This is a genomic window from Flavobacterium sp. CECT 9288 (genome assembly GCF_918731615.1).
Taxonomy (GTDB): domain Bacteria; phylum Bacteroidota; class Bacteroidia; order Flavobacteriales; family Flavobacteriaceae; genus Flavobacterium.
The window spans coordinates 2372502-2393558 of record NZ_OU957226.1 but is presented as its reverse complement, the minus strand read 5'-3'; the positions used below and the strand labels follow the sequence as shown (position 1 = coordinate 2393558).

Annotated in this window: 22 protein-coding genes; 7 read left to right on the top strand and 15 right to left on the bottom strand. The window is 32.8% G+C overall.

Going from position 1 to position 21057, the window contains the following annotated elements:
• The first annotated feature begins 8 nt into the window (after positions 1 to 8).
• Both LQ189_RS10590 and LQ189_RS10585 read left to right on the top strand, forming a co-directional pair.
• Positions 9 to 2477 carry a carboxypeptidase-like regulatory domain-containing protein gene (locus LQ189_RS10590; RefSeq protein WP_230156617.1) on the top strand — a complete coding sequence of 823 codons (2469 nt, stop codon included), beginning with the start codon at positions 9 to 11 and terminating at the stop codon, positions 2475 to 2477.
• 106 nt (positions 2478 to 2583) lie between these two features.
• Complete coding sequence (locus LQ189_RS10585; protein ID WP_230156615.1) at positions 2584 to 3306, top strand: hypothetical protein; 723 nt, start codon at positions 2584 to 2586, stop codon at positions 3304 to 3306.
• A 132-nt stretch (positions 3307 to 3438) separates the two neighbouring features.
• Here LQ189_RS10585 and LQ189_RS10580 read toward each other — a convergent pair whose 3' ends face one another.
• From LQ189_RS10580 to LQ189_RS10530, 11 genes are all read right to left on the bottom strand, one after another.
• A complete protein-coding gene (locus tag LQ189_RS10580) occupies positions 3439 to 4236 on the bottom strand; it encodes a DUF3667 domain-containing protein (RefSeq protein WP_230156613.1) in 798 nt (265 codons plus the stop codon).
• 15 nt (positions 4237 to 4251) lie between these two features.
• Positions 4252 to 4509 carry a hypothetical protein gene (locus tag LQ189_RS10575; RefSeq protein ID WP_230156605.1) on the bottom strand — a complete coding sequence of 86 codons (258 nt, stop codon included), beginning with the start codon at positions 4507 to 4509 and terminating at the stop codon, positions 4252 to 4254.
• A gap of 68 nt (positions 4510 to 4577) precedes the next feature.
• Complete coding sequence (locus LQ189_RS10570; RefSeq protein ID WP_230156604.1) at positions 4578 to 4820, bottom strand: hypothetical protein; 243 nt, start codon at positions 4818 to 4820, stop codon at positions 4578 to 4580.
• A 241-nt stretch (positions 4821 to 5061) separates the two neighbouring features.
• Positions 5062 to 5763 carry a hypothetical protein gene (locus tag LQ189_RS10565; protein WP_230156602.1) on the bottom strand — a complete coding sequence of 234 codons (702 nt, stop codon included), beginning with the start codon at positions 5761 to 5763 and terminating at the stop codon, positions 5062 to 5064.
• Positions 5764 to 5815: 52 nt separating this feature from the next.
• On the bottom strand, positions 5816 to 6952 hold the full coding sequence (locus LQ189_RS10560) for an aspartyl protease family protein (RefSeq protein WP_230156600.1): 1137 nt from the start codon (positions 6950 to 6952) through the stop codon (positions 5816 to 5818).
• 2 nt (positions 6953 to 6954) lie between these two features.
• Positions 6955 to 7602 carry a DUF2306 domain-containing protein gene (locus tag LQ189_RS10555; RefSeq protein ID WP_230156598.1) on the bottom strand — a complete coding sequence of 216 codons (648 nt, stop codon included), beginning with the start codon at positions 7600 to 7602 and terminating at the stop codon, positions 6955 to 6957.
• A gap of 109 nt (positions 7603 to 7711) precedes the next feature.
• Positions 7712 to 9541: an ABC transporter ATP-binding protein gene (locus LQ189_RS10550; RefSeq protein WP_230156596.1), complete on the bottom strand. Its 1830-nt coding sequence runs from the start codon at positions 9539 to 9541 to the stop codon at positions 7712 to 7714.
• Positions 9541 to 11268, bottom strand: coding sequence for a phospho-sugar mutase (locus LQ189_RS10545; protein ID WP_230156593.1), 1728 nt, complete (start codon positions 11266 to 11268; stop codon positions 9541 to 9543). Before LQ189_RS10545 ends, LQ189_RS10550 begins: the two co-directional genes overlap by 1 nt.
• A 96-nt stretch (positions 11269 to 11364) precedes the next feature.
• Positions 11365 to 11877, bottom strand: coding sequence for an ORF6N domain-containing protein (locus LQ189_RS10540; protein WP_230156591.1), 513 nt, complete (start codon positions 11875 to 11877; stop codon positions 11365 to 11367).
• A 445-nt stretch (positions 11878 to 12322) separates the two neighbouring features.
• A complete protein-coding gene (locus LQ189_RS10535; RefSeq protein ID WP_086455560.1) occupies positions 12323 to 13282 on the bottom strand; it encodes a glycosyltransferase family 2 protein in 960 nt (319 codons plus the stop codon).
• A 6-nt stretch (positions 13283 to 13288) separates the two neighbouring features.
• Entirely contained in the window at positions 13289 to 13819 is a 531-nt protein-coding gene (locus tag LQ189_RS10530; RefSeq protein WP_230156589.1) for a DUF4199 domain-containing protein, read from the bottom strand.
• 241 nt (positions 13820 to 14060) lie between these two features.
• Here LQ189_RS10530 and LQ189_RS10525 point away from each other — a divergent pair, with 241 nt between their 5' ends.
• From LQ189_RS10525 to LQ189_RS10515, 3 genes are all read left to right on the top strand, one after another.
• Positions 14061 to 14312: a type B 50S ribosomal protein L31 gene (locus tag LQ189_RS10525; protein ID WP_086455156.1), complete on the top strand. Its 252-nt coding sequence runs from the start codon at positions 14061 to 14063 to the stop codon at positions 14310 to 14312.
• 146 nt (positions 14313 to 14458) lie between these two features.
• Positions 14459 to 15634 (top strand): GlmU family protein, encoded by a 1176-nt coding sequence (locus tag LQ189_RS10520; protein ID WP_086455157.1) that lies wholly within the window; start codon positions 14459 to 14461, stop codon positions 15632 to 15634.
• Between the two features lie 207 nt (positions 15635 to 15841).
• Positions 15842 to 17476, top strand: a complete 1635-nt coding sequence (locus LQ189_RS10515) for an ABC-F family ATP-binding cassette domain-containing protein (RefSeq protein WP_230156588.1) — start codon at positions 15842 to 15844, stop codon at positions 17474 to 17476.
• A 55-nt stretch (positions 17477 to 17531) separates the two neighbouring features.
• Here the strand turns inward: LQ189_RS10515 and LQ189_RS10510 are convergent, their stop codons facing one another.
• On the bottom strand, positions 17532 to 17816 hold the full coding sequence (locus LQ189_RS10510; protein ID WP_158729363.1) for a GNAT family N-acetyltransferase: 285 nt from the start codon (positions 17814 to 17816) through the stop codon (positions 17532 to 17534).
• A gap of 14 nt (positions 17817 to 17830) precedes the next feature.
• Positions 17831 to 18550 (bottom strand): pirin family protein, encoded by a 720-nt coding sequence (locus tag LQ189_RS10505; protein WP_230156586.1) that lies wholly within the window; start codon positions 18548 to 18550, stop codon positions 17831 to 17833.
• Between the two features lie 114 nt (positions 18551 to 18664).
• Here LQ189_RS10505 and LQ189_RS10500 point away from each other — a divergent pair, with 114 nt between their 5' ends.
• A complete protein-coding gene (locus tag LQ189_RS10500) occupies positions 18665 to 19333 on the top strand; it encodes an alpha/beta hydrolase (protein WP_230156584.1) in 669 nt (222 codons plus the stop codon).
• A gap of 23 nt (positions 19334 to 19356) precedes the next feature.
• On the opposite strand, the gene LQ189_RS10495 is transcribed toward LQ189_RS10500, so the two are convergent.
• Together LQ189_RS10495 and LQ189_RS10490 are read right to left on the bottom strand one after the other, a co-directional pair.
• Positions 19357 to 20049 carry a thioredoxin family protein gene (locus LQ189_RS10495; RefSeq protein WP_230156582.1) on the bottom strand — a complete coding sequence of 231 codons (693 nt, stop codon included), beginning with the start codon at positions 20047 to 20049 and terminating at the stop codon, positions 19357 to 19359.
• 150 nt (positions 20050 to 20199) lie between these two features.
• Positions 20200 to 20715, bottom strand: coding sequence for a DUF2892 domain-containing protein (locus tag LQ189_RS10490; protein ID WP_230156580.1), 516 nt, complete (start codon positions 20713 to 20715; stop codon positions 20200 to 20202).
• 163 nt (positions 20716 to 20878) lie between these two features.
• On the opposite strand from LQ189_RS10490, the gene rpmH reads away from it, so the two are divergent.
• The gene (gene rpmH, locus LQ189_RS10485) at positions 20879 to 21040 is read left to right on the top strand and encodes a 50S ribosomal protein L34 (RefSeq protein ID WP_008464848.1); all 162 of its coding nucleotides are present in this window, start codon (positions 20879 to 20881) and stop codon (positions 21038 to 21040) included.
• The last annotated feature ends 17 nt before the right edge of the window (positions 21041 to 21057 follow it).

Genomic DNA, 21057 nt, shown 5'->3' with positions numbered 1-21057 from the left:
CAAATCAATTGAGTACCACTAAATTCTTTTTTCTTTTATCGATTATTTGTCTTGGTTTTTCTTCAACTGCACAAACTGCAAGAATTCGCGGTATTGTTTTGAATGAAAACAAGCAACCTTTAGAAAATGTCAATATTACATTTGACGGTTTTAATACACAGTCTAATGAGAATGGTTTTTATGATGTTAAAGTCCCGGCAAATCAAAAAGTAACAGTTGTTTTTACACACGTTTCTCTTAAAAAAATTACTGTTGTTTTTATGCTTGAGGCTAATGAGCAAAAGGAATTTAACCCTATAATGAACAGTCAGGCAGAGCAAATGGGAGAGGTTGTTGTAGTGACTGGGAATAGGAGTGTGGTTCAGGGAATAGTAAATCTAGAACCCGAAATGATTCGAAAAATTCCGGGTGCCAATGCAGGAGTTGAAAATATTTTAAAATCCTTGCCAGGTGTGAATTCCAATAATGAGTTAAGCACCCAATATGCTGTGCGTGGTGGGAATTATGATGAAAATTTAGTCTATGTAAACGAGATTGAAGTCTATCGTCCATTTTTGATTCGCTCAGGTCAGCAAGAAGGTTTGAGTTTTACCAATACTGATTTGGTTCATAATGTCGATTTCTCTGCTGGAGGTTTTCAAGCAAAGTACGGAGACAAACTGTCTTCGGTATTAGATATTACTTATAGAAAGCCAACCACTTTTGGCGCAAGCCTTGAAGCTAGTTTTCTTGGCGGAAGCATAGCTGTTGATGCGGTTTCTAAAGATAAAAAATGGTCAGCTGTAACAGGATTACGCTATAGAAATAATTCACTACTTGTGAACAGTCAGGAAACGCAAACTAATTTTACACCAACGTTTGCTGATATTCAAACCAATATTAATTATCAGGCTTCGGCTAAATGGCAGTGGAGTTTTTTAGGAAACATTTCTCAAAATAAATACCAATATCGTCCTTTATCACGCGTTTCAAATTTTGGAACACTTGACAGCCCTATGGCACTTACGGTTTTTTATGAGGGACAAGAGAAAGACAAATACGATACTTATTTTGGAGCAATAAAATCAGTCTTTAATGTTTCGGATAATTTTACGTTAAAATTTATAGGTTCCATCTTCCATACGTTAGAACAAGAATATTTTGATATATTGGCGCAATATAGACTGGGTGAAGTAGATACTAATATTGGTTCAGAAACTCTAGGTGACGTTTCATTCACAAGAGGTATTGGATCACAGCTAAGTCACGCGAGGAATGATCTTGATGCCTTAATTGTAAATACTGAAATAAAAGGATTTCAGGACTGGAAAAACAGCCAAATAGAATGGGGTGTTAAGTATACTCGTGAATCTATTAGAGATAGAATAATAGAGTGGGAGGTCATTGATTCTGCTGGTTTTGCTTTGAATCCACCTATTTTAAATTTGCCAAAAAACGATCAGCCTTATACTCCTTACACGGGACAGTTGGTTCCTTATCAAGACATACGAGCTACAAATTTCAATTCTATAAATCGGTTTTCAGGTTACGGACAATGGAGTTTAAAATCAAATTTAGGAACGAATGAAGTTTGGTATAATGCAGGAATCCGAATGCACAATTGGGAAGTTTCTGGCGCCAGTTCATTGGGTAAGTCTCAATTTACAATAAGTCCAAGAGCTCAGTTTGCCATTAAACCAAATTGGAAACAAGATGTTGTTTTTCGTATTTCTGGAGGTCTTTATCATCAACCGCCTTTCTATAGAGAGCTTAGGGATGGAGACGGCATTGTACAGCCCAACACTAAAGCGCAACAATCTTTTCATATTGTCTTAGGGAATGACTATAGTTTTAAATTGTGGGATCGTCCTTTTAAGTTACTTTCTGAAGTATATTACAAATCTATAACGGATGCTAATATTTACACGATTGATAATGTACGCATACGCTATGCAGCTAATAACAATGCAGTGGCTTACGCCCAAGGTGTAGATGTGCGTTTGAATGGTGAGTTTGTACCCGGAACCGAATCGTGGATCAGTTTTGGGTATTTAAAAACCGAGGAAAATAGCAATGACCGTGGATTTATTGCTAGACCAACAGACCAAAGATTGAAGTTTGCGATGCTTTTTCAAGATTACATGCCTAATATTCCAAGTGTAAAATTGTATTTGAATTTAGTCTACAATACGGGATTACCAGGCGGATCACCATCTTATGCAGATCCTTATTTGTATCAAAACCGATTGAATGATTACCGTAGAGTTGATGTAGGCTTTTCTAAAGTATTTATTGATAATACCACAAAGAAAAGAAGTTCGGGTTTATTTAAAGATTGTAAAGAATTAGCTCTAGGATTAGAAATTTTTAATCTTTTTAACAATCAAAATGCTATTACAAATACTTGGGTTAGGGACGTATATTCTAAAAATCAATATGCAATACCAAATTACATGACCACACGAGTTTTTAATGTGAAATTGACTGCTAAGTTGTAAGGTTTTTTTAATACCCAGTTTCATTCTTTTTATTCATTAAATTGTACAAGGTATAAGGTTGCTATTTTTAAAAATGATTACATTTGAGTTTTAATACCATCAGCACATGAAAAAAATACATTTCACTTGTTTAGGAATTGCATTGCTATTTTTAGCAAGTTGTAAAGAGGATTCGGCAACGCCAAAAGTGACTTACGATGCGGCTAATAAAGCAAAGTCGATTGTAAAGGCAGACTCAACCCAAATAGAAATAGCTGATTTGCCTTGGCAAATGGAAGGTACGGATTATTTAATTCATCCTATTGCTGATTTGAGTATTCGTGATCGCGGCGTTAAATCGCGTTATGGTTCATCAAGTGTGAATGATTTGAGCTTTACGATTTCCAATTATGGAGAATATGAAATTACAGGTTTTTTACAAAATATTAAATTCCAAAAAATCGATTCAGACTCTATAACCAAATTAACAGACAAACCAGTTTTGATACAAACAGCAACGTATTTGAAAACGGTTGCAGATAGAACCAGAAATCAAATCATGGTGTACACTATGGTTGATATGGATACCAACAAAGATGGTAAATTAGATACTAGCGATATAAAATCCTTGCATTTGAGCACCATAAGCGGGGAGCGACTCACTAAAATTTCGCCTGACTTTCAGGAATTAATAGATTGGAAACTTCTAGCCTCTCGCAATCGTTTGTATTTTAGAACGGTTGAGGATACTAATAAAAATGGTCAGTTTGATAAAAATGATTTGGTTCATTATTACTTTACTGATTTGACCAGTAAAGAGTGGAAGATTACTGCTTACGAGCCAGTTTAATTGGTTTTTCTAAATTAAAATCTCACTTTCTAAATCTGATTTTTCTATCTTAAAATCAAAACCTAGTTATTCAACTAGTTGAATAACTAGGTTTTTTATATAAGGGATTTCGCTTTATATATTTTAACAGAATTATTGTTTTGGCTTGAAATACTCTAGTGATTCTGGTCCAGCGATTATGGCATAAACAACTCCACCTAAAACTGCAAGTAGCATTAAAAGTAAAAACAAAATAAATAAGAAAGTTAAAGTTAATAGTACACGGCCAATTATGTTTTTTAGAGGTCTCGTGGGATAAAATCCTCTGAAAAACCAAACTAAAATAAAAGGAACACATAGGATGGTCAAACTCGAAATCATTTTAAAGTAGTCCATATTATTTTTAAATAGATATAGTAACGGACTGATTATAATAATGCTAAAGAGAGTGTAAACGCAAACGATATAAGCATTGATAACTACGTGTTCATAATAGTTATTGCCCCATTTTCTAAACGCAAGTTTGGTAGATAATGCAAAGACAGGTATAAGTAATAGCATCAAAATGGAGTTATAACTTTTAAGAGAAGTCATCACATCATTCATGTATTCAGAGTTGAGTGTTTCCTTTGCATAAAGTGTACTCATAATTTTTTCGAAACCAATTATCTTTACAGAGATAAATGTGGAGATACCAGTGAGAACAAATACTAACAATATTGGTTTATAATGATTTACTCTATTGCCGTCAATGAACGAACGGGCTGTTTTTCCTGGATTCTTGATAATGTTTTTTACAGAGTATAAAAAACCTTTGTTAGTATGTAAAAAAGTATATTGAATTTCATCCCAAATATATTTTCTATCTATTTTTTTAAATTTTTTCTGACCACAATTATCGCAGAAGTTATTTAAAATTAATGTATTACAGTTTTGGCAATTTTGTTCCATTGATTGTGAGGTAAATTAAAGTTGTCTTGATTTTATTTCTTTTTTTATTAGCCCGAAATAGATCAGTAAAGGCATAAATGTTGTAGGGAAAACGAAAATAGGCAAGAATACAACTCCTGAAATGTTTTTAAAACCCCTAACCACAACAAGGTAAATGATAAAGGAAAGTAAAAAAAAGTATATAATCGAAAAGCCAATTGTCACGCCTTTCATAAAATCTCTCTTTTTTAAAAGTGCTTCGTTTGATAATTCTACCAAAGTATTTTTTTTCATAATTTTGATTTGGTTTGAATAGTATAGTTATTTTATTTTTTTGATTTTCAATAGTTTAAAATTCTGTCTTACAAGTTAATTTTTCTTAATAACGTTTCTTGTTTAATCTCGTTGTGATCTAAAGCTGCTTTTCTAAAAAAATATCCCACTAAAATAGGTAAGAAAGTGAAAAATCCGAGTCCATTTGTCACGGTACTCCAAACTGCAATACCAATAAAAATTCCAATATAAAGGCACGCAAATGTGAAAGCTGATTTTCTTTTTTTGTATTCTATAATTAGTTCCTCGTTAGTCAAGTTCTTTAGAATCATTTATATTTATTTAGGTTTAGAATTTGTTACAGTTTGGATACGAAAATACAGCAATTTAATAAATAAATTATACTTATTTTAAGTAAATTATAGTTGTGGTTTGATTGTTTTTTATGATTGATTTAACAATATCTTAAATGATTATACATGAAATAAAGTGATTATGAAAGTTTACCTTTAAATTTTAAGGAATCTAAATTAAGTAAAATAGATAAAATTTTTAATTTTTTTCATGTTGTGATTAAATCAAGATATCACTTTCTAAATCTGATTTTTCTATTTCAATATCAAAACCAAGTTGTTTAACTAGTTGAATAACTAGGTTTTTGTACCAATTCTCAGATTTTGGGTGAATGTATATTTTTTCAATCAAAGTAGTCACCTCGACATTTATTTTAAGCCCTTCGTTTAATTTGATTTCACTTTCGCCAATATCAGTTATGATGCGTACTTCGCGCTCATACTGAAAACTTTTTCTTTTGAACAAAAACGGGAAAAACAAATCATCAAACGGAATGTGTTCTTTTTTATAATCGATATAGTTGACCTCGCCAATAAATTGTTTGTGGTCGTTTTCTAAATGCAGTGCCTTTTGCAAACGGCCCAAAGTAGATTGTATGGCAAGTCCTTCGGTATTTTGTGTAAAAATTTGCCACATTGCAAACGATTCGTATTCATTAATGTGCCAACTGCTAATCGCTACTTTTTCGCGATGCTTTTTGTAGTAATTTAAAAAATCAGGATTGTCTTGAGATAATTTTTTGATTTCTTCAAAAGTGGGCTCACTAAAAGTACCTTCGTATTGATCTTCAAACTTATCAGAGCGCGACATGAATAGCTTTTGCGAAAGTAATAAATCCAGAAATTTAGATAAGTCTAGGTATTTCCAAACTACTGTGTTTGGGTCATCTGGAAGTTTAATCGATGCGTTGTTAACATACATAGCTTTAATTTATAGGAAATGCTTTTATGTAAAGTTCATCAATTTTTTTTACTTACGATTTAAGAATTTGTTTTTTTAGCGTTATTTTTTTGCCATTTGCCAGTATTAGTTCCATTGTGTCATTTGTATTAGCTTCTATACGCCAAGAAATAAAATCGCATTCATTTTTAAAGTCGGCTGCTTTGCGTCCGTTAACTGATAGAATTTCTTCTCCAATTGTTAAGTCTTTTGCTGTGCTTTCTGCTAGATTGCTTTTTCCGGTGATTACCAATTTGCCATTTTTCAGAAACACATCAGCATCAAAACTCAATTGCAAGGAAATAGGTTTGTTAGACAATTGCAAATGATAGGTTGACGTACTGTTATTCATTATTGTAACAGAAGTCAATTGGGAGAAAAATTTAATTCCTATCTTTTTTTCAATATCGGGTCTACTATCTGTTTTTACATTGTCAAAGCGTTTATTTCCAAGTACTAAGTTGTCAAAGGAAAGCGTTTCAAAAGTATTGATTTTCATCTCAGAAAGGCTCATGCTTATTCTTGAACTACTAATAATATCATTTTTAAGGTCTTTTTTCAGCTTTTTAAGTACAGGTTCATTAGTTGGAACTTCAAGAAAATCGTTGTAACCAGTATCGATCAAACAATTTTTTAATGTAGTACCTTGAATCGTAATGGCAGTAAAATGCCTGTTGCTTTTATAAACAATTGGTACTTCTAGCATTTCGATAGAGGGTTCAAACACAGCGTCAGAAACGTATAACAGTTTTTTGTCAAAATCAATTTTCCAATTTAGTTTATTAATGGCATTGGCGCCAAGCAAATAGGTTTCTGTGCAAGATAGAAAAGGCATGTCATGTACGATGCTTTTTACGTTATGTATATTAAATGTACCAATAGTAACCGTTTCTATAACTGCTGATTGCATGCTGTTTTGATTTTCGTTACTATCAGTGATATTTTTTATTCCAGAAATCTTAATATTAGCCGCGCTCGCTTTGCTTGTTGGAACCACACCCAATGCAGCACCAGTGTCTAACATAAAGTCGGTTGGTACTCCGTTTAGTTTTCCTTTAAAAATCAGTAAACTTGATTTTAAGCTAAACGGAATCGAATCTATTTTTGTGTTTTGAGCGTAATTGACAACTGTAAAACTCAAGAATAATATTGCTGCAAAAATTCTTTTCATAACTAAATATTTTTTGGATTTGATTTTAGTTTTTGGATGGATCTCGATATAAAAATACCGCCTAAAATTCCAGGTAAACTCCAAGCTACTACATCAGGTAAAAAAGTATTGTTGACTACAATAAAAGCCGTAAACGCAGCAATATAGGCACCTGTCATGCGGCCAATATGATTTTTTAAACTGTATAAAGAATCGGTAACTTTGCCTATGTAGGCTTTATACTCTATGTAGCACAATCGTAAACTAGCAGTTCCAAATAGTAGAAATACGATACCAAAAACTTGTTTGGCTAATACATAACGAATGCCAATGTAATAAAAAATCGCTGAACAAATCAACATGGCAATCGTTAACAATGCATCGCCAAGTTGCGGTTTCTGACCCAAATGGGCTTTTTTTAATTGTATCATTCTGTATCCCGAAACCGCCAAGTAGATTGTAAAAACACCCACGATAAAAAGAAATAAATTAGGATGTACGTACGATAAGTAAAAAGCACACAATCCGGTGCTGACCATTGCTACGGTAAAAATCAAACCAATTCTTTTATGAATTCGGTCCCCTTTTTTACGAATTAAAACAACGGTACCCAATAGTAAACCGGTAAAACCAGAAAGAATGTGCAGCACTAAGATAATTTTGAATAGCATAACAGATTGTTTTAAATGAAAAGGTTACGTAAATATATTGCTATCTTACGTAACCTTTAAAAAATGTATACTGAAATGTCTTACCTCAATGCTGAGTTGTTGATTTTAACTACTCAAGCGATTGCAAACTCACCAGTTTATTGTAAACACCTTGCAGCGCAATCAATTCTTCGTGGTTTCCTTGCTCAACAATTTTTCCTTTTTGCATCACGACAATTACATCTGCTTTTTGAATTGTGGATAATCTATGAGCAATAACAATTGAAGTTCTATTTTGCATCATGTTCTCGAGGGCTACTTGAACAAATTTTTCGCTTTCGGTATCTAATGCTGAGGTTGCTTCATCCAAAATCATGATCGGTGGATTTTTCAAAACCGCACGAGCGATAGACAAACGTTGTTTTTGTCCTCCAGATAATTTATTTCCACTGTCGCCAATGTTCGAGTGAATTCCTTTTGGTAGATCTTGTACAAACTCAAAGGCATTCGCAATTTTCAAAGCTTCAATAATTTCCTCATCGGTAGCATTTGGTTTTCCCAATGCAATATTGGCTTTGATGGTATCATTAAATAAAATACTGTCTTGTGTTACCAATCCCATTAAACCACGTAACGATTGCAAATCAAGATCCTTAATGTCTGTTCCATCAATTGAAATTGTACCTTCATTTACATCATAAAAACGAGTTAGTAAATTAGCAATGGTACTTTTTCCACTTCCAGATTGTCCTACGAGTGCCACCGTTTGTCCTTTTTTTACTTGTAACGAAAAGTTTTTTAACACTTTTTCGTCTTCGTATTTAAAGTTGATATTTGAAATGGTAATATCCGATTCAAATGCGTCTTTTTGAATAGCATTTTCTTTGGATGTGATTTCGTTTTCTACATCTAAAACCTCAAAAACACGTTCAGCAGCAGCCAATCCGTTTTTCACAGAATAAGATGCTTTTGAAATAGCTTTTGCAGGAGTTAAAATATTGAAAGCTAGCGTTAAATATACAATAAACGAAGCTCCGTCAAGCGTTTTGTCATTCAAAACTAAAATTCCTCCGTAAAAAAGTAAAATAGCAATTGTGGTTACTCCCAGAAATTCGCTCAATGGTGTAGCTAAGTTGTTGCGGCTTCCTATGCTGTTGGTTAGATTTAATAAACGGGTTACAGATTCATTAAAGCGACCTTTAAAAGTAGGTTCGGCATTATAGCTTTTTATCACTTTTAAACCACCTAATGTTTCTTCAACAACAGAAATTAAAGAGCCACTTTCTTTCTGTGCTTCTCTGGATTGGCTTCTTAAATTTTTAGCCAATTTAGAAATGATATAACCCGAAATAGGCATGAAAATCAGTACGAATAATGTTAATTTGGTGCTTATGGCAAACATCATTCCTAATGCAAAAATAATAGTCAAGGGTTCTTTTACTACCAATTCTAAAATGGAGAAAAAAGAGTTTTGAACTTCGTTTACATCGCCTAGCATGCGCGCCATCATATCACCTTTTCTTTTTTCAGAGTAGTAGGAGATAGGCAATTCAATGATTTTGGCATACATCGATCGTCTCAAATCCTTCAAAACACCGTTTTTTAAGTGCATGATGTGATAGGAAGCCAAGTAGTTGAACAAATTCTTAATGAAAAATGTAGTGATAACCATAGCTACCACAAACAACAATACTACTTCAGTACTCTCATTATCTGATAAAGATGAAACTTTAAAGTTTATATATTCTGTTACATAATCCTTTAAGTTACCAATTCCAGAGTAAACTGGCTCTTTGAATACTTTTTCAGTTTTTCCAAAAAGTACCTGTAAAACAGGAAACAAAGTCAACATAGATATTGTACTAAACAAAGCATACAAAATGTTGTATATAATGTTCCATACAATATGTGATTGATAAGGTTTTGTAAAGGGTATTAATTTTTTTATGTTTTGATCCATTAGTTCAATTGCATTGCAGTAATAATGTTGGCGATTTTTTGGTCCAGAATTGCTTCTACTTCTTCAAAATCTTCAACAGCATTTAGTGTAGTATTTACACTGATATAAAATTTAATTTTTGGTTCGGTACCACTTGGTCGAGCACATATTTTAGAACCGTCTTCGGTATAGTAAATCAATACATTCGATTTTGGAATCGTCATGGTTGATTCAGCACCATCCAATAAGTTTTTAGCAATACTTGATTGGTAATCTTCTACCATGATCACTCTTTCTCCGTTGATTTCTTTCAAAGGATTTTCACGTAAGTCAATCATCATTTGTGTGATTTCTTGCAAACCTTCCATTCCTTTTTTAGTGATTGATACCAAGTGTTCTTTGTAAAAACCGTTGTCTACATACAATTTAACTAGTTCTTGGTATACAGTACTTCCATTGGCTTTGGCTTGAGCCGCCATTTCGCAAACCAAAAGTGTTGCTGCAACAGCATCTTTATCGCGTACAGCATCTCCCACCATATATCCAAAACTCTCTTCGCCACCACCTATGAACTCTAGTTCTGGGAAATCTTTGATCATTTTGGCAATCCATTTAAAACCGGTCAAACCTACCTTGCATTCTACGCCGTAATTAGTGCCAAGTTCCATCATCATAGGAGTCGATACAATCGTAGAACCAATAAATTGTTTTCCGTTAATTTTTCCAGCTTTTTTCCATTGCTCTAGCAAGAATGCGGTCATCAAAACCATAGTTTGATTTCCGTTCAACAATACCATTTTACCCTCGTTATTTCGCACAGCAACTCCTAATCTGTCACAATCTGGATCAGTACCCACAACAATATCTGCTTGGGTTTTATCTGCCAATTCAAGTGCCATCGTCAATGCTTCTGGCTCTTCAGGATTTGGCGATTTTACTGTTGGGAAATCTCCATTTGGCACTCGTTGTTCCTCAACAATATGTACATTATTATAACCAGCTTGAGCTAAAGTTTCTGGAATGATAGTTATTGAGGTACCGTGTAATGAGGTAAACACAATATTTAAATCGTCTTTTGCTGTCTGCGAAGTGTTAAAACTTGCATTTGCAATAGATGAGGTTATAAATGCGGCATCAATAGCGGTGTCAACATAATGAATTAAATCTTCATTTGCTGTAAACTGAATTTGATCGTAGGTCAATTTTTCAATAACATCAATAATACCTTTGTCTTGTGGCGGAACAATTTGACCACCATCTTGCCAGTATACTTTGTATCCGTTGTATTCAGGTGGGTTGTGAGATGCCGTAAGTACAATACCACATTGACATCCCAAATGTTTTACTGCAAAAGACAATTCTGGTGTAGGTCTCAATTCCGAAAATAAATATACTTCAATCCCGTTTGCCGAAAAAACATCAGCAACCACCTTTGCAAGCGTATCACTGTTTTTTCTACAATCGTAAGCAATAACTGCTTTTAATGGTTGGTTCGGAAAAGTAGTGTGCAAGTAATTTGACAATCCTTGTGTGCTTTTTCCAAGTGTATATTTATTAATACGGTTGTTTCCTACGCCCATTACACCGCGCATTCCTCCAGTTCCAAATTCTAAGTTTTTGTAAAAACTTTCCTCTAAATATTTTGGAGAATTAGATATCATCTCTTTTACAGCCACTTGTGTAGCGTTATCAAATGTTGGTGTAAGCCACTCATTTACCGCATCTAGAATGTTTTGTTTGATTTCCATTTGATGTATTTTTTAATTTTTTAGGAGCTATTTCCTGCTATTCGTTACAATCTTTTATTCGCCGCGGCGCTAAAAGGATTTCCACTGCTATCAGGGCTAGGGTTCGTCCCGTTGTATGTCGTTTTTATAACCAATTTTATTTCTTTCAATTTCATTGATAATATTTTTATCTTTATCAACTAAATAATTTAAAGCTTTATAAATATCTGGAAATTGGCTTTCTATTGCCACAATTCTTTCTTTTAGTTCACTGTAGGTCAAATTAAATTGTCTGAGCGTAACAAAAGCTCTTATTATTGAGATGTTTATTGCTATTGCTTTTTCACTACTTAAAACACTTGAAAGCATCGCTATTCCTTGTTCTGTAAAGGCAAAAGGCATGTACCTAACACCTCCTCTTTTTGAGGTAACAATTTGTGACCTCAAACTATTAAACTCTATTTCTGATAGTTCAAACATAAAATCTTCAGGAAATCGAGTAATGTTTCTTCTAATTGCTTGTTTTAATGCTTTATTTTCTACGTTATACAACAAGGCTAAATCAAAATCAAGCATTACTCTTTGACCTCTAATCTCAAATATTTTGTTTTGTATGATCTCTATTTCCATTTATTTGTAAATGTTAAGTGAAAAAATATACTTAAAATCTGATTTTAAAATGTTATCTCAAAATGAAAGGGTGCTGCTTTGAAGTATTTTTTAAAGGATGAGGATTAAGTTTTACAGTGCTTGCATTAGACTATATTAACTAAGTCAAATTAAATTTTTTTTGCTGACCAAATTTTTTTTACCGAATGGCTTCCACTTTTTATACAATTAAAATTTACCTTTAGTATCACTACACTATTTTATAAATTTCTAAAAAAAAAACTCATTATTTTCAAATACTTTTTCAATTCCACCTCTATTGATAAGTGTTGGATTTTGTTTTTGTATTTTCCAAAGCCATATTGCTGTAAAGTATGGTATAAGTTCTCTTTTTAATTTACGTAAGTACTTTATTACTTATTGAATTTCCGTTATATTTATTGTTTATTTTTATAAATAATTTTCTTTAATCAAAATTAGCGGTATCAGAAATCTTATAACGCTCTTCATTGTTTTTTGTTCTCAAAATGATTTCTCCCAGAAATCCAGCTAGAAATAATTGTGTTCCCAAAACCATTGTGGTCAAGGCAATATAAAACCAAGGATTATTGGTCACTAGGCTATAACGCATATCGTTGTACATGTGGTATAACTTTGAAATACCGATGTAACCAGCAAGCATAAAACCGATGATGAACATCAAAGATCCTATGGCGCCAAAAAGGTGCATGGGTCTTTTGCCAAAGCGAGACAAAAACCAAATGGTAATTAAATCTAAGAATCCGTTAATAAAACGTTCCATCCCAAATTTAGTTTCACCATATTTTCTGGCTTGATGTTGTACCACTTTTTCACCAATTTTGCCAAATCCTGCATTCTTAGCCAATACCGGAATATAACGGTGCATTTCACCAGAAACTTCGATATTCTTAACAACAATATTTTTGTACGCTTTCAAGCCGCAATTGAAATCATTCAATTCAACTCCAGATGTTTTTCTTGCTGCCCAATTAAATAGTTTCGATGGTAAATTTTTAGCTACTACAGAGTCGTAGCGTTTCTTTTTCCAACCCGAAACCAAATCGTATTTGCCATTGGTAATCATATCATACAATCCCGGAATTTCTTCAGGACTATCTTGCAAATCAGCATCCATGGTAATGATGACATCTCCTTGAGCTTTAGCAAAACCAGCATGTAATGCCTGTGATTTTCCAAAGTTTTTCATAAAACGTACTCCTTTTACATGAGGATTCTCTTTTGAAAAGCCTTCAATGAGTGCCCAAGAATTATCAATGCTACCATCATCCAGAAAAATGATTTCATAGGTATAATTGTGGGATTGAACCACTTTAATGATCCATGAGTAAAGTTCATGAAGTGATTCCTCTTCGTTTAAAAGAGGAATTAGTATAGATAAATTCATTAATTTTTATTCTTGTGTAGATTTGCTTTTAAAAAATGCTGCTAAAATTAAACCAAAAATTATTGCACCTAATAGAGACTGAAGAAAACCAAAAAACAATCCTTTTACAGAAAATTGGGAGTTTTTTTCTAACTCTTCAACTGTTTCTTTAATTTGACTTGGTGGCATTCCAAAACTTTCAAACATTTTTATCTGATTTTTAATAAAAATTTCACTTACTAAATCTCTAGCTTCAGTATCGATTACATTAAAAAGTAGTAAGCTAAATGCAGTTGATATAGTAATTCCAATCAATGCTGATAAAAAGTATGTAGTAAACGCTTCTTTATAAGAAAATTTGTTTTGCATTTCTTTTTTTGTAGCGCTTAGTAAAATGATACCTATTAATAAATATACACCAAGAATTCCAAATCCAAGACCGATGTTTACAAATAAATTTATGTCAATCACATACATAAATGTGGTTGCGAAAACTCCAAATAAAGCAGAAATAATACCGTATTTAACTGCGTTTTTTTTAATAATTTCGTTGATCATTTTAGTTAGTTTTAAAATTAATCTACAAATATAGTAATTCCCAATATATACATAGCTAAAAATAACTTTTTACATCATTTTAAAAAAAACGCGACAAAGATTTGTTTATTGAAAAAATAGTGTAAATTTGCACACTCAAAATAAAAGTATAAAACAAAAAGTTATGAGGAGTTTATACCTTTTCTGTAAGAAGAAAAGCTTCAAAGCAACTTATAATTAACAAATAAAAAAGATTTACAAGATGAAAAAAGGAATTCACCCAGAAAATTACAGATTAGTAGCCTTCAAAGACATGTCAAATGAAGAAGTTTTTATTACTAAATCTACTGCAGATACTAAAGAAACAATAACTGTTGATGGTGTTGAATACCCAGTTGTAAAAATGGAGATCTCTAGAACATCTCACCCTTTTTACACAGGTAAATCTAAACTTATCGATACTGCAGGACGTATTGATAAATTCAAAACTAAATACGCTAAACACGTTAAATAATTTTAACTTGTTTTTTATAATAGCAAAGCCTTTCTTTATGAAAGGCTTTTTTTATGCTATTTATTTGAAAACTTTGTAACTTTGAAGTCAATATTAGAAACATGCAGGTGAAGTTGACACCGATATACTTATAAATAATCTACACTATGAATTACATCCTTTTTGACGGACCTTCAAGAAATGCCTTGTTGCCTTTTACATTTACTCGTCCTGTTGCTGATATCTTGATTGGTATCATGACTATTAGACAAAAATGGGAATTGCATCTAGGGTCAACTACCACAACGCTTACAGAGGAATATTTATCAGAAAAATATCCAATGGTGGAACTTGAAGTCAATGTAATGATTAATGCTTCGTATCTTCCTAATGCGGTTTTAGCAGAGATGGTAAGCAACTTAGAGCCTAATCAAGCTATTTTTAAAGGAGATGAAGTAATTGCTTTTTACACTACAGAAGAACAAGAAGAAGTAGATTTTGATACTTATGAGATAATAGAGTATAATGAAGATTGTTTGACGGTTCATAATCCATGGGATATTTTTGCTAAAAATGATGCTGCTATTAGAGAAGATTTTGAATTTTTAACCGAAGACAGACAATCACAACCCATTCCGAAGAGTGTAAATGTAATTGCACCCGAGAATATATTTATTGAGGAAGGAGCAAAGTTAGAGTTTGTAACTTTGAACGCATCTACAGGTCCTATTTATATAGGTAAGGATGCAGAAATTATGGAAGGCTCTGTGATTAGAGGTCCATTTGCTTTATGTGATAATGCAAAGGTGAAATTAGCGACCAAAATTTATGGTGCAACCACTGTTGGACCTTATTCTAAAGTAGGTGGGGAAATTAATAATTCAGTTTTATTTGGATATTCTAATAAAGGTCATGATGGATTTTTAGGAAATTCGGTTCTTGGAGAATGGTGTAATATAGGTGCCGATAGCAACAACTCTAATTTGAAAAACAATTATGAGGAAGTAAAATTATGGAGCTATGAAACAGAGGGATTTGTTAAAACAGGACTTCAGTTTTGTGGTTTGATGATGGGCGATCATAGTAAATGTGGTATTAATACGATGTTCAATACAGGAACAGTGATAGGTGTGAGTGCTAATGTTTTTGGAAGTGGTTTTCCACGCAATTTTGTACCAAGTTTTTCATGGGGTGGTGCAGCTGGATTTACAACGTACATTACTAAAAAAGCTTTTGAAACAGCCCGATTAGTTATGAGCCGCAGAGATATAGAGTTTGATGAAAGAGAAGCGGCTATTTTAGAACATGTTTTTGAGGAAACTAAAAAGTGGAGAAAAGAATAAATACTTCTTGTTTGAAAAATAAAAAGCCATTAAATAACCGCTAATTCGCAAATTTTAAATTCGTGAATTAGCGGTTTTTAGTTTCTGGCATAAAAAATTAAAAATTGCTCAATTCCTTATTTAATCTATCTTTGCACCTTCAAAAAAAGGGTTTCATAAAATATTGAATCCTTTATACTTTTGAACATTAAACTTTAAACTCAAATAATGATTACAGTAAACGATATTTCGGTGCAATTTGGTGGTACAACGCTTTTTAGTGATGTTTCTTTTGCCATTAATGAAAATGACAAAATCGCCCTTATGGGTAAAAATGGCGCGGGTAAATCTACCTTACTTAAAATTATTGCAGGACAAAGTAAGCCTTCAACAGGAAATATCTCTGCGCCAAAAGATGCAGTAGTAGCTTATTTGCCTCAGCATTTGCTAACAACTGATGGTGCTACTGTTATGGAGGAAGCATCAAAAGCTTTTGGTGAAATTTTTCAAATGAAAGCCGAGATTGATGAAATCAACGAGCAGTTGACTATTCGAACGGATTATGAAAGTGATGCGTATATGAAATTAATCGAAAGAGTTTCAGACTTAAGCGAGAAGTTTTACGCTATTGAAGAAGTCAATTACGAAGCCGAAGTAGAGAAAATCTTAACTGGTTTGGGTTTTGAACGTGCTGATTTTACTCGTCAAACTTCGGAGTTTTCAGGAGGATGGAGAATGCGAATTGAGTTGGCTAAAATTCTTTTGAGAAAACCGGATTTAATATTATTAGATGAGCCTACTAACCACATGGATATCGAAAGTATTCAATGGTTAGAAGACTTTTTGATTAATTCAGCCAAAGCAGTTGTGGTAATTTCGCACGATAGAGCTTTTGTAGATAATATTACCAATCGTACTATTGAAGTAACAATGGGACGTATTTACGACTACAAAGCCAAGTATACGCATTACTTAGAATTGCGCAAAGACCGTCGTATTCACCAGCAAAAAGCGTATGATGAGCAACAACGATTTATTGCAGACAATCAAGCTTTTATTGATAGATTTCGTGGTACTTTCTCTAAGACAGATGCAGTTCAATCACGAGTTAAAATGTTAGAAAAATTAGTTATTGTTGAAGTAGATGAGGTTGATACTTCTGCTTTGCGTTTGAAATTTCCGCCAGCAGCTCGTTCGGGACAATATCCTGTCATAGTGAAAGAAATGTCAAAATCGTATGGCGATCATGTGGTTTTTAAAGATGCAAATTTAGTGATCGAAAGAGGTCAAAAAGTAGCCTTTGTAGGTAAAAATGGTGAAGGTAAATCGACCATGATCAAAGCCATCATGAAGGAAATTGGTATTGATTCTGGAAGTGTAGAAATTGGGCACAACGCGCAAATTGGTTATTTTGCTCAAAACCAAGCTGCTTTATTAGATGAAAATGCTACTATTTTTGAAACAATTGACGGCATTGCAGTAGGAGATGTGCGAACTCAAATAAAAAATATCTTAGGTGCATTCATGTTTCATGGTGACGATGTGACCAAAAAAGTAAAAGTACTTTCAGGTGGAGAGAAAACGCGTTTGGCGATGATTAAATTGTTGCTAGAGCCAGTGAATTTATTAATTCTGGATGAGCCTTCTAATCACTTAGACATGAAAACCAAAGACATTATCAAAGATGCCTTGCGTGATTTTGATGGTACTTTAATTTTGGTGTCGCACGATCGTGATTTCCTTGACGGATTAGCAACAAAGGTCTTTGAATTTGGGAACAAACGTGTTGTAGAGCACTTTGAAGATATTACCGGTTTCTTAGCAAATAAGAAAATGGAAAATATGCGTGAAATCGAAAAGTAAAATTTTTGATCTAAAATAGAAAAGCGACTGCAGGAATAATGCAGTCGCTTTTAGTTTATAGTCTAATTCCGGGAGGAAGTAATTCTTTGTATTGTGGAAATTTTTTAAAAAACTGCACAATTCGTGGTAAAATAGGAACTACTTTCCACTTTTGCTCGATGGCATTTTCTAAGATACTTTTTAGGAAATCATTCAAAAAATCTTCATCATTAAATCCTTCTGGTTTGTGAATTTTGGTGAGAAAGATTTTCTTTTCTTGAAAAGAATACTCCACAGCTAGTAAACCTTGTGGGCTATTGGTTTCAAATTGTCTCGAAAATGTATTGTCTTTAATTTCCATAAAAATAAGGATGGTTACTGCTGCATTGGTACTTCAATCAACAGTATTTTAGCTGTACTATTAATTTTAATGTCAATTGCAGTTGTCGCGGTTATTCCGATTGCATCTCTTGCAGTCAGAATTTGGTTGTTTATTTCAATTTCACCTTCTATCAAAAATAAATAAACCCCGTTGTTAGGAATCTGAATCGGGTGGTTTACCGCAGTGTTCTCGTCAAAAATACCTAAGTTGAAAAACGTTTTTTGGTGCACCCAAAGCGCGTTTCCATCGTTTTGGTCTTTTGGTGAAACTACGTTTATGAAAGTGTTTTTGTGCTGTTCTAGGTCAAATGATTTTTGGTCGTAGCGAGGTGTTACTTCTTCTGTATCTGGAAAAACCCATAACTGTAAAGTCTTAGTGCGTTCTGTTTTGCTGGCGTTCATTTCAGAATGTTCCACTCCGCTACCGGCACTCATTACTTGCACTTCGCCAAAGCGAATAATACCTTCGTTACCCATGCTGTCTTTGTGCATCAAGCCACCTTCAAGTGGAATCGTGATGATTTCCATATTGGCGTGACCGTGCGTACCAAAACCTGCGCCTGCAGCAATGGTATCGTCATTTAGTACGCGCAACATTCCAAATTGTACACGTTCTGGATTGAAATAGTTTCCAAACGAAAAAGAAAAATTAGCTTGAAGCCAACCAAAATCGGCAGTACCTCTTGTATTTGCTTTATATAGTTGCGAAGTCATAATTTAATATTAATATATGATTTGATATGGGTGTATTTTCTAAAAAAAAATTAATTTTAAACAAATTTCGGGATTATAATCCTTAAAGATGTTATAAATAAGTTAAAAGCAATTATGAGTAAAACACATGTCTATTTTATGCCTGGGTTGGCAGCTAGTACAACTATTTTTGAGCGTATAAAATTACCTGAGACAGATTTTGAAATGCATTACTTGGAGTGGGAAATTCCATTTGATAATGAAACCTTAATAGCATACGCCAAGAGAATAGCAGATAAAATAGTTCATAGAAATCCTGTTTTAGTAGGGGTCTCTTTTGGAGGTATTTTAGTTCAGGAAATGGCCAAACATATTGAGGTTAGCAAAGTTATTATTATTTCCAGTGTCAAGAGTAATGCTGAGTTCCCTCTTAGATTAAAGGTAGCGAAATCTACTAAAGCTTATAAATTAATCCCGATGAACTTGATTTTGAATATAGAAACTTTAGCTAAATTCTCTTTTGGTGAAAAAGTGAATCAAAGACTCAAGTTGTATGAGAAATTTTTATCGGTAAGGGATATTCGTTATTTAACCTGGGCTGTAGAGCAGGTGGTGCTTTGGGATAGAGTTACAATTGATGAAAGCGTAGTGCACATTCATGGCGATCAAGATGATGTTTTTCCTATAAAAAATATAAAAAAATGTATTGTTGTAAAAGGAGGTACTCACATTATGATTTTAAATAAATACAAATGGTTGAATGAGAAATTACCACTTATAATTACGGATAGTTATGAGATTTGAAATATTGTGTGTAAACAGTGTGTTTAATGTTTTCTTGTAGTTGTATTGAGGCTTAATTTAGTATTTGTTGTGCGTATCATATCTTCAAAAAGAGAATAACTCATAGCAAATGCTGCGTCCTTAGAAATTTTTATTTTATTTTGATTTTTAATTCGGTTAATAGTTACCACCTTTTTATTTTCGTCTATGTAGTAAACGGTAGGCATTCCTAATGTGTGCTTTAAAGTGGCTACTATTTTAAAATCATTTTGATAGGCTTCATTAGCGTAACAAATCTTGATTTTAGAATTAAATTGATTTACTGTTTTTTTTAAATTTTTCTTTTTATCCCAAAAAACTATGACTATTTGTAAATCATTACCATATTTATTTGCTAGGGTATTCAAAGCTGGAGCATCTCCTTTGTTACGTACGCACCAGCTGGCATAAGTGACTAATAAAATGGGTTTGTTTATTTTATGGAGTATTACTTTTTTTGAATTATATCCTTTTATGGTAAAATCATCAAATAGAGTTCCATTTAGTTTGTGTTGAACTAGTGAGTCAAATAACCGCTTGCCCTCTGTGAAGTCTTTGTTTTCAAAAGCAATTGCACTTGCTGATTTATAAGGTTTTATATTGCGTTTTACCGCATCGGAAAAATAGACAATACTATCTTGAGCATAGTTGCCTGTGGTAAAGAGGAAAAACAACAATAAGTATAATTTTCTCCACATATATTTCAATTATTGTTTAAAAGTATGTTAATAAGTTTATTGATGTTAAAAAAATCGTTCAATTACCAAAAAAATCGATAAACTGTAATAGGCATAAAAAAACCACTTACAATTGTAAGTGGTTCGTAATTAATTTATTAAAAAAAAGAGTTACATCTTTTTCATTTGCTCTTTCATCATTACAATTTGTTCCTTCAGCATGTTTTGTTTGTCTAATTTTTTAGCTTCGTTCAATAATGTTGTTGCCTCTAACTTACGACGTCTCGTCATGGCTACACCAGCAAGGTTTAATTTGGCTACAGCCAAATCCATATCCATTGATAACCCCAATTCAATTGCTTTTTTGAAATATTTCTCAGCTTGATTGATATTGGTTTGAGAAAGCATAATTCCGTGAAGGTAATTGAAATAACCTTGTTGTTTTTGTATCAATGCTGTTTCTGGATTTTTAATGTATGCTAACCATTTTTTTGCACCTTCAAAGTCTTGTTTTCTTAATTTTAGAAATGCTAAAAGGATAAATTCATTTTTAAAGTATAAAAATACGGGGATAACACTGATTAGTAAAAGAAAAATTCCATTACCAATATTGCTCTCTGTGAATTGCCAAATGCCAGTAGCTACAATAAGTCCGGCAATAATAAGTTTGATATTTCTGTGAAACATAGTATGTTTAATTTAAGATTACAAATATAGTAAAATGAATTGAAAATAATTTTGCAAAACTACTTGTGAGGAAAAAAAGTCTTTGTATATTTGCACTCGGTTTTCGAATAAACAATTATTCAAATTAGTAGACATATAAATAAGATTTTAAAGATACAAAGCAATGAGCAAAAGAACATTTCAACCATCGAAAAGAAAAAGAAGAAATAAGCACGGATTTATGGACAGAATGGCTTCTGCTAATGGAAGAAAAGTTCTTGCGCGTAGAAGAGCTAAAGGAAGACATAAATTGACTGTTTCTAGTGAACCAAGACACAAAAAATAATGTTTTTATAAACATAA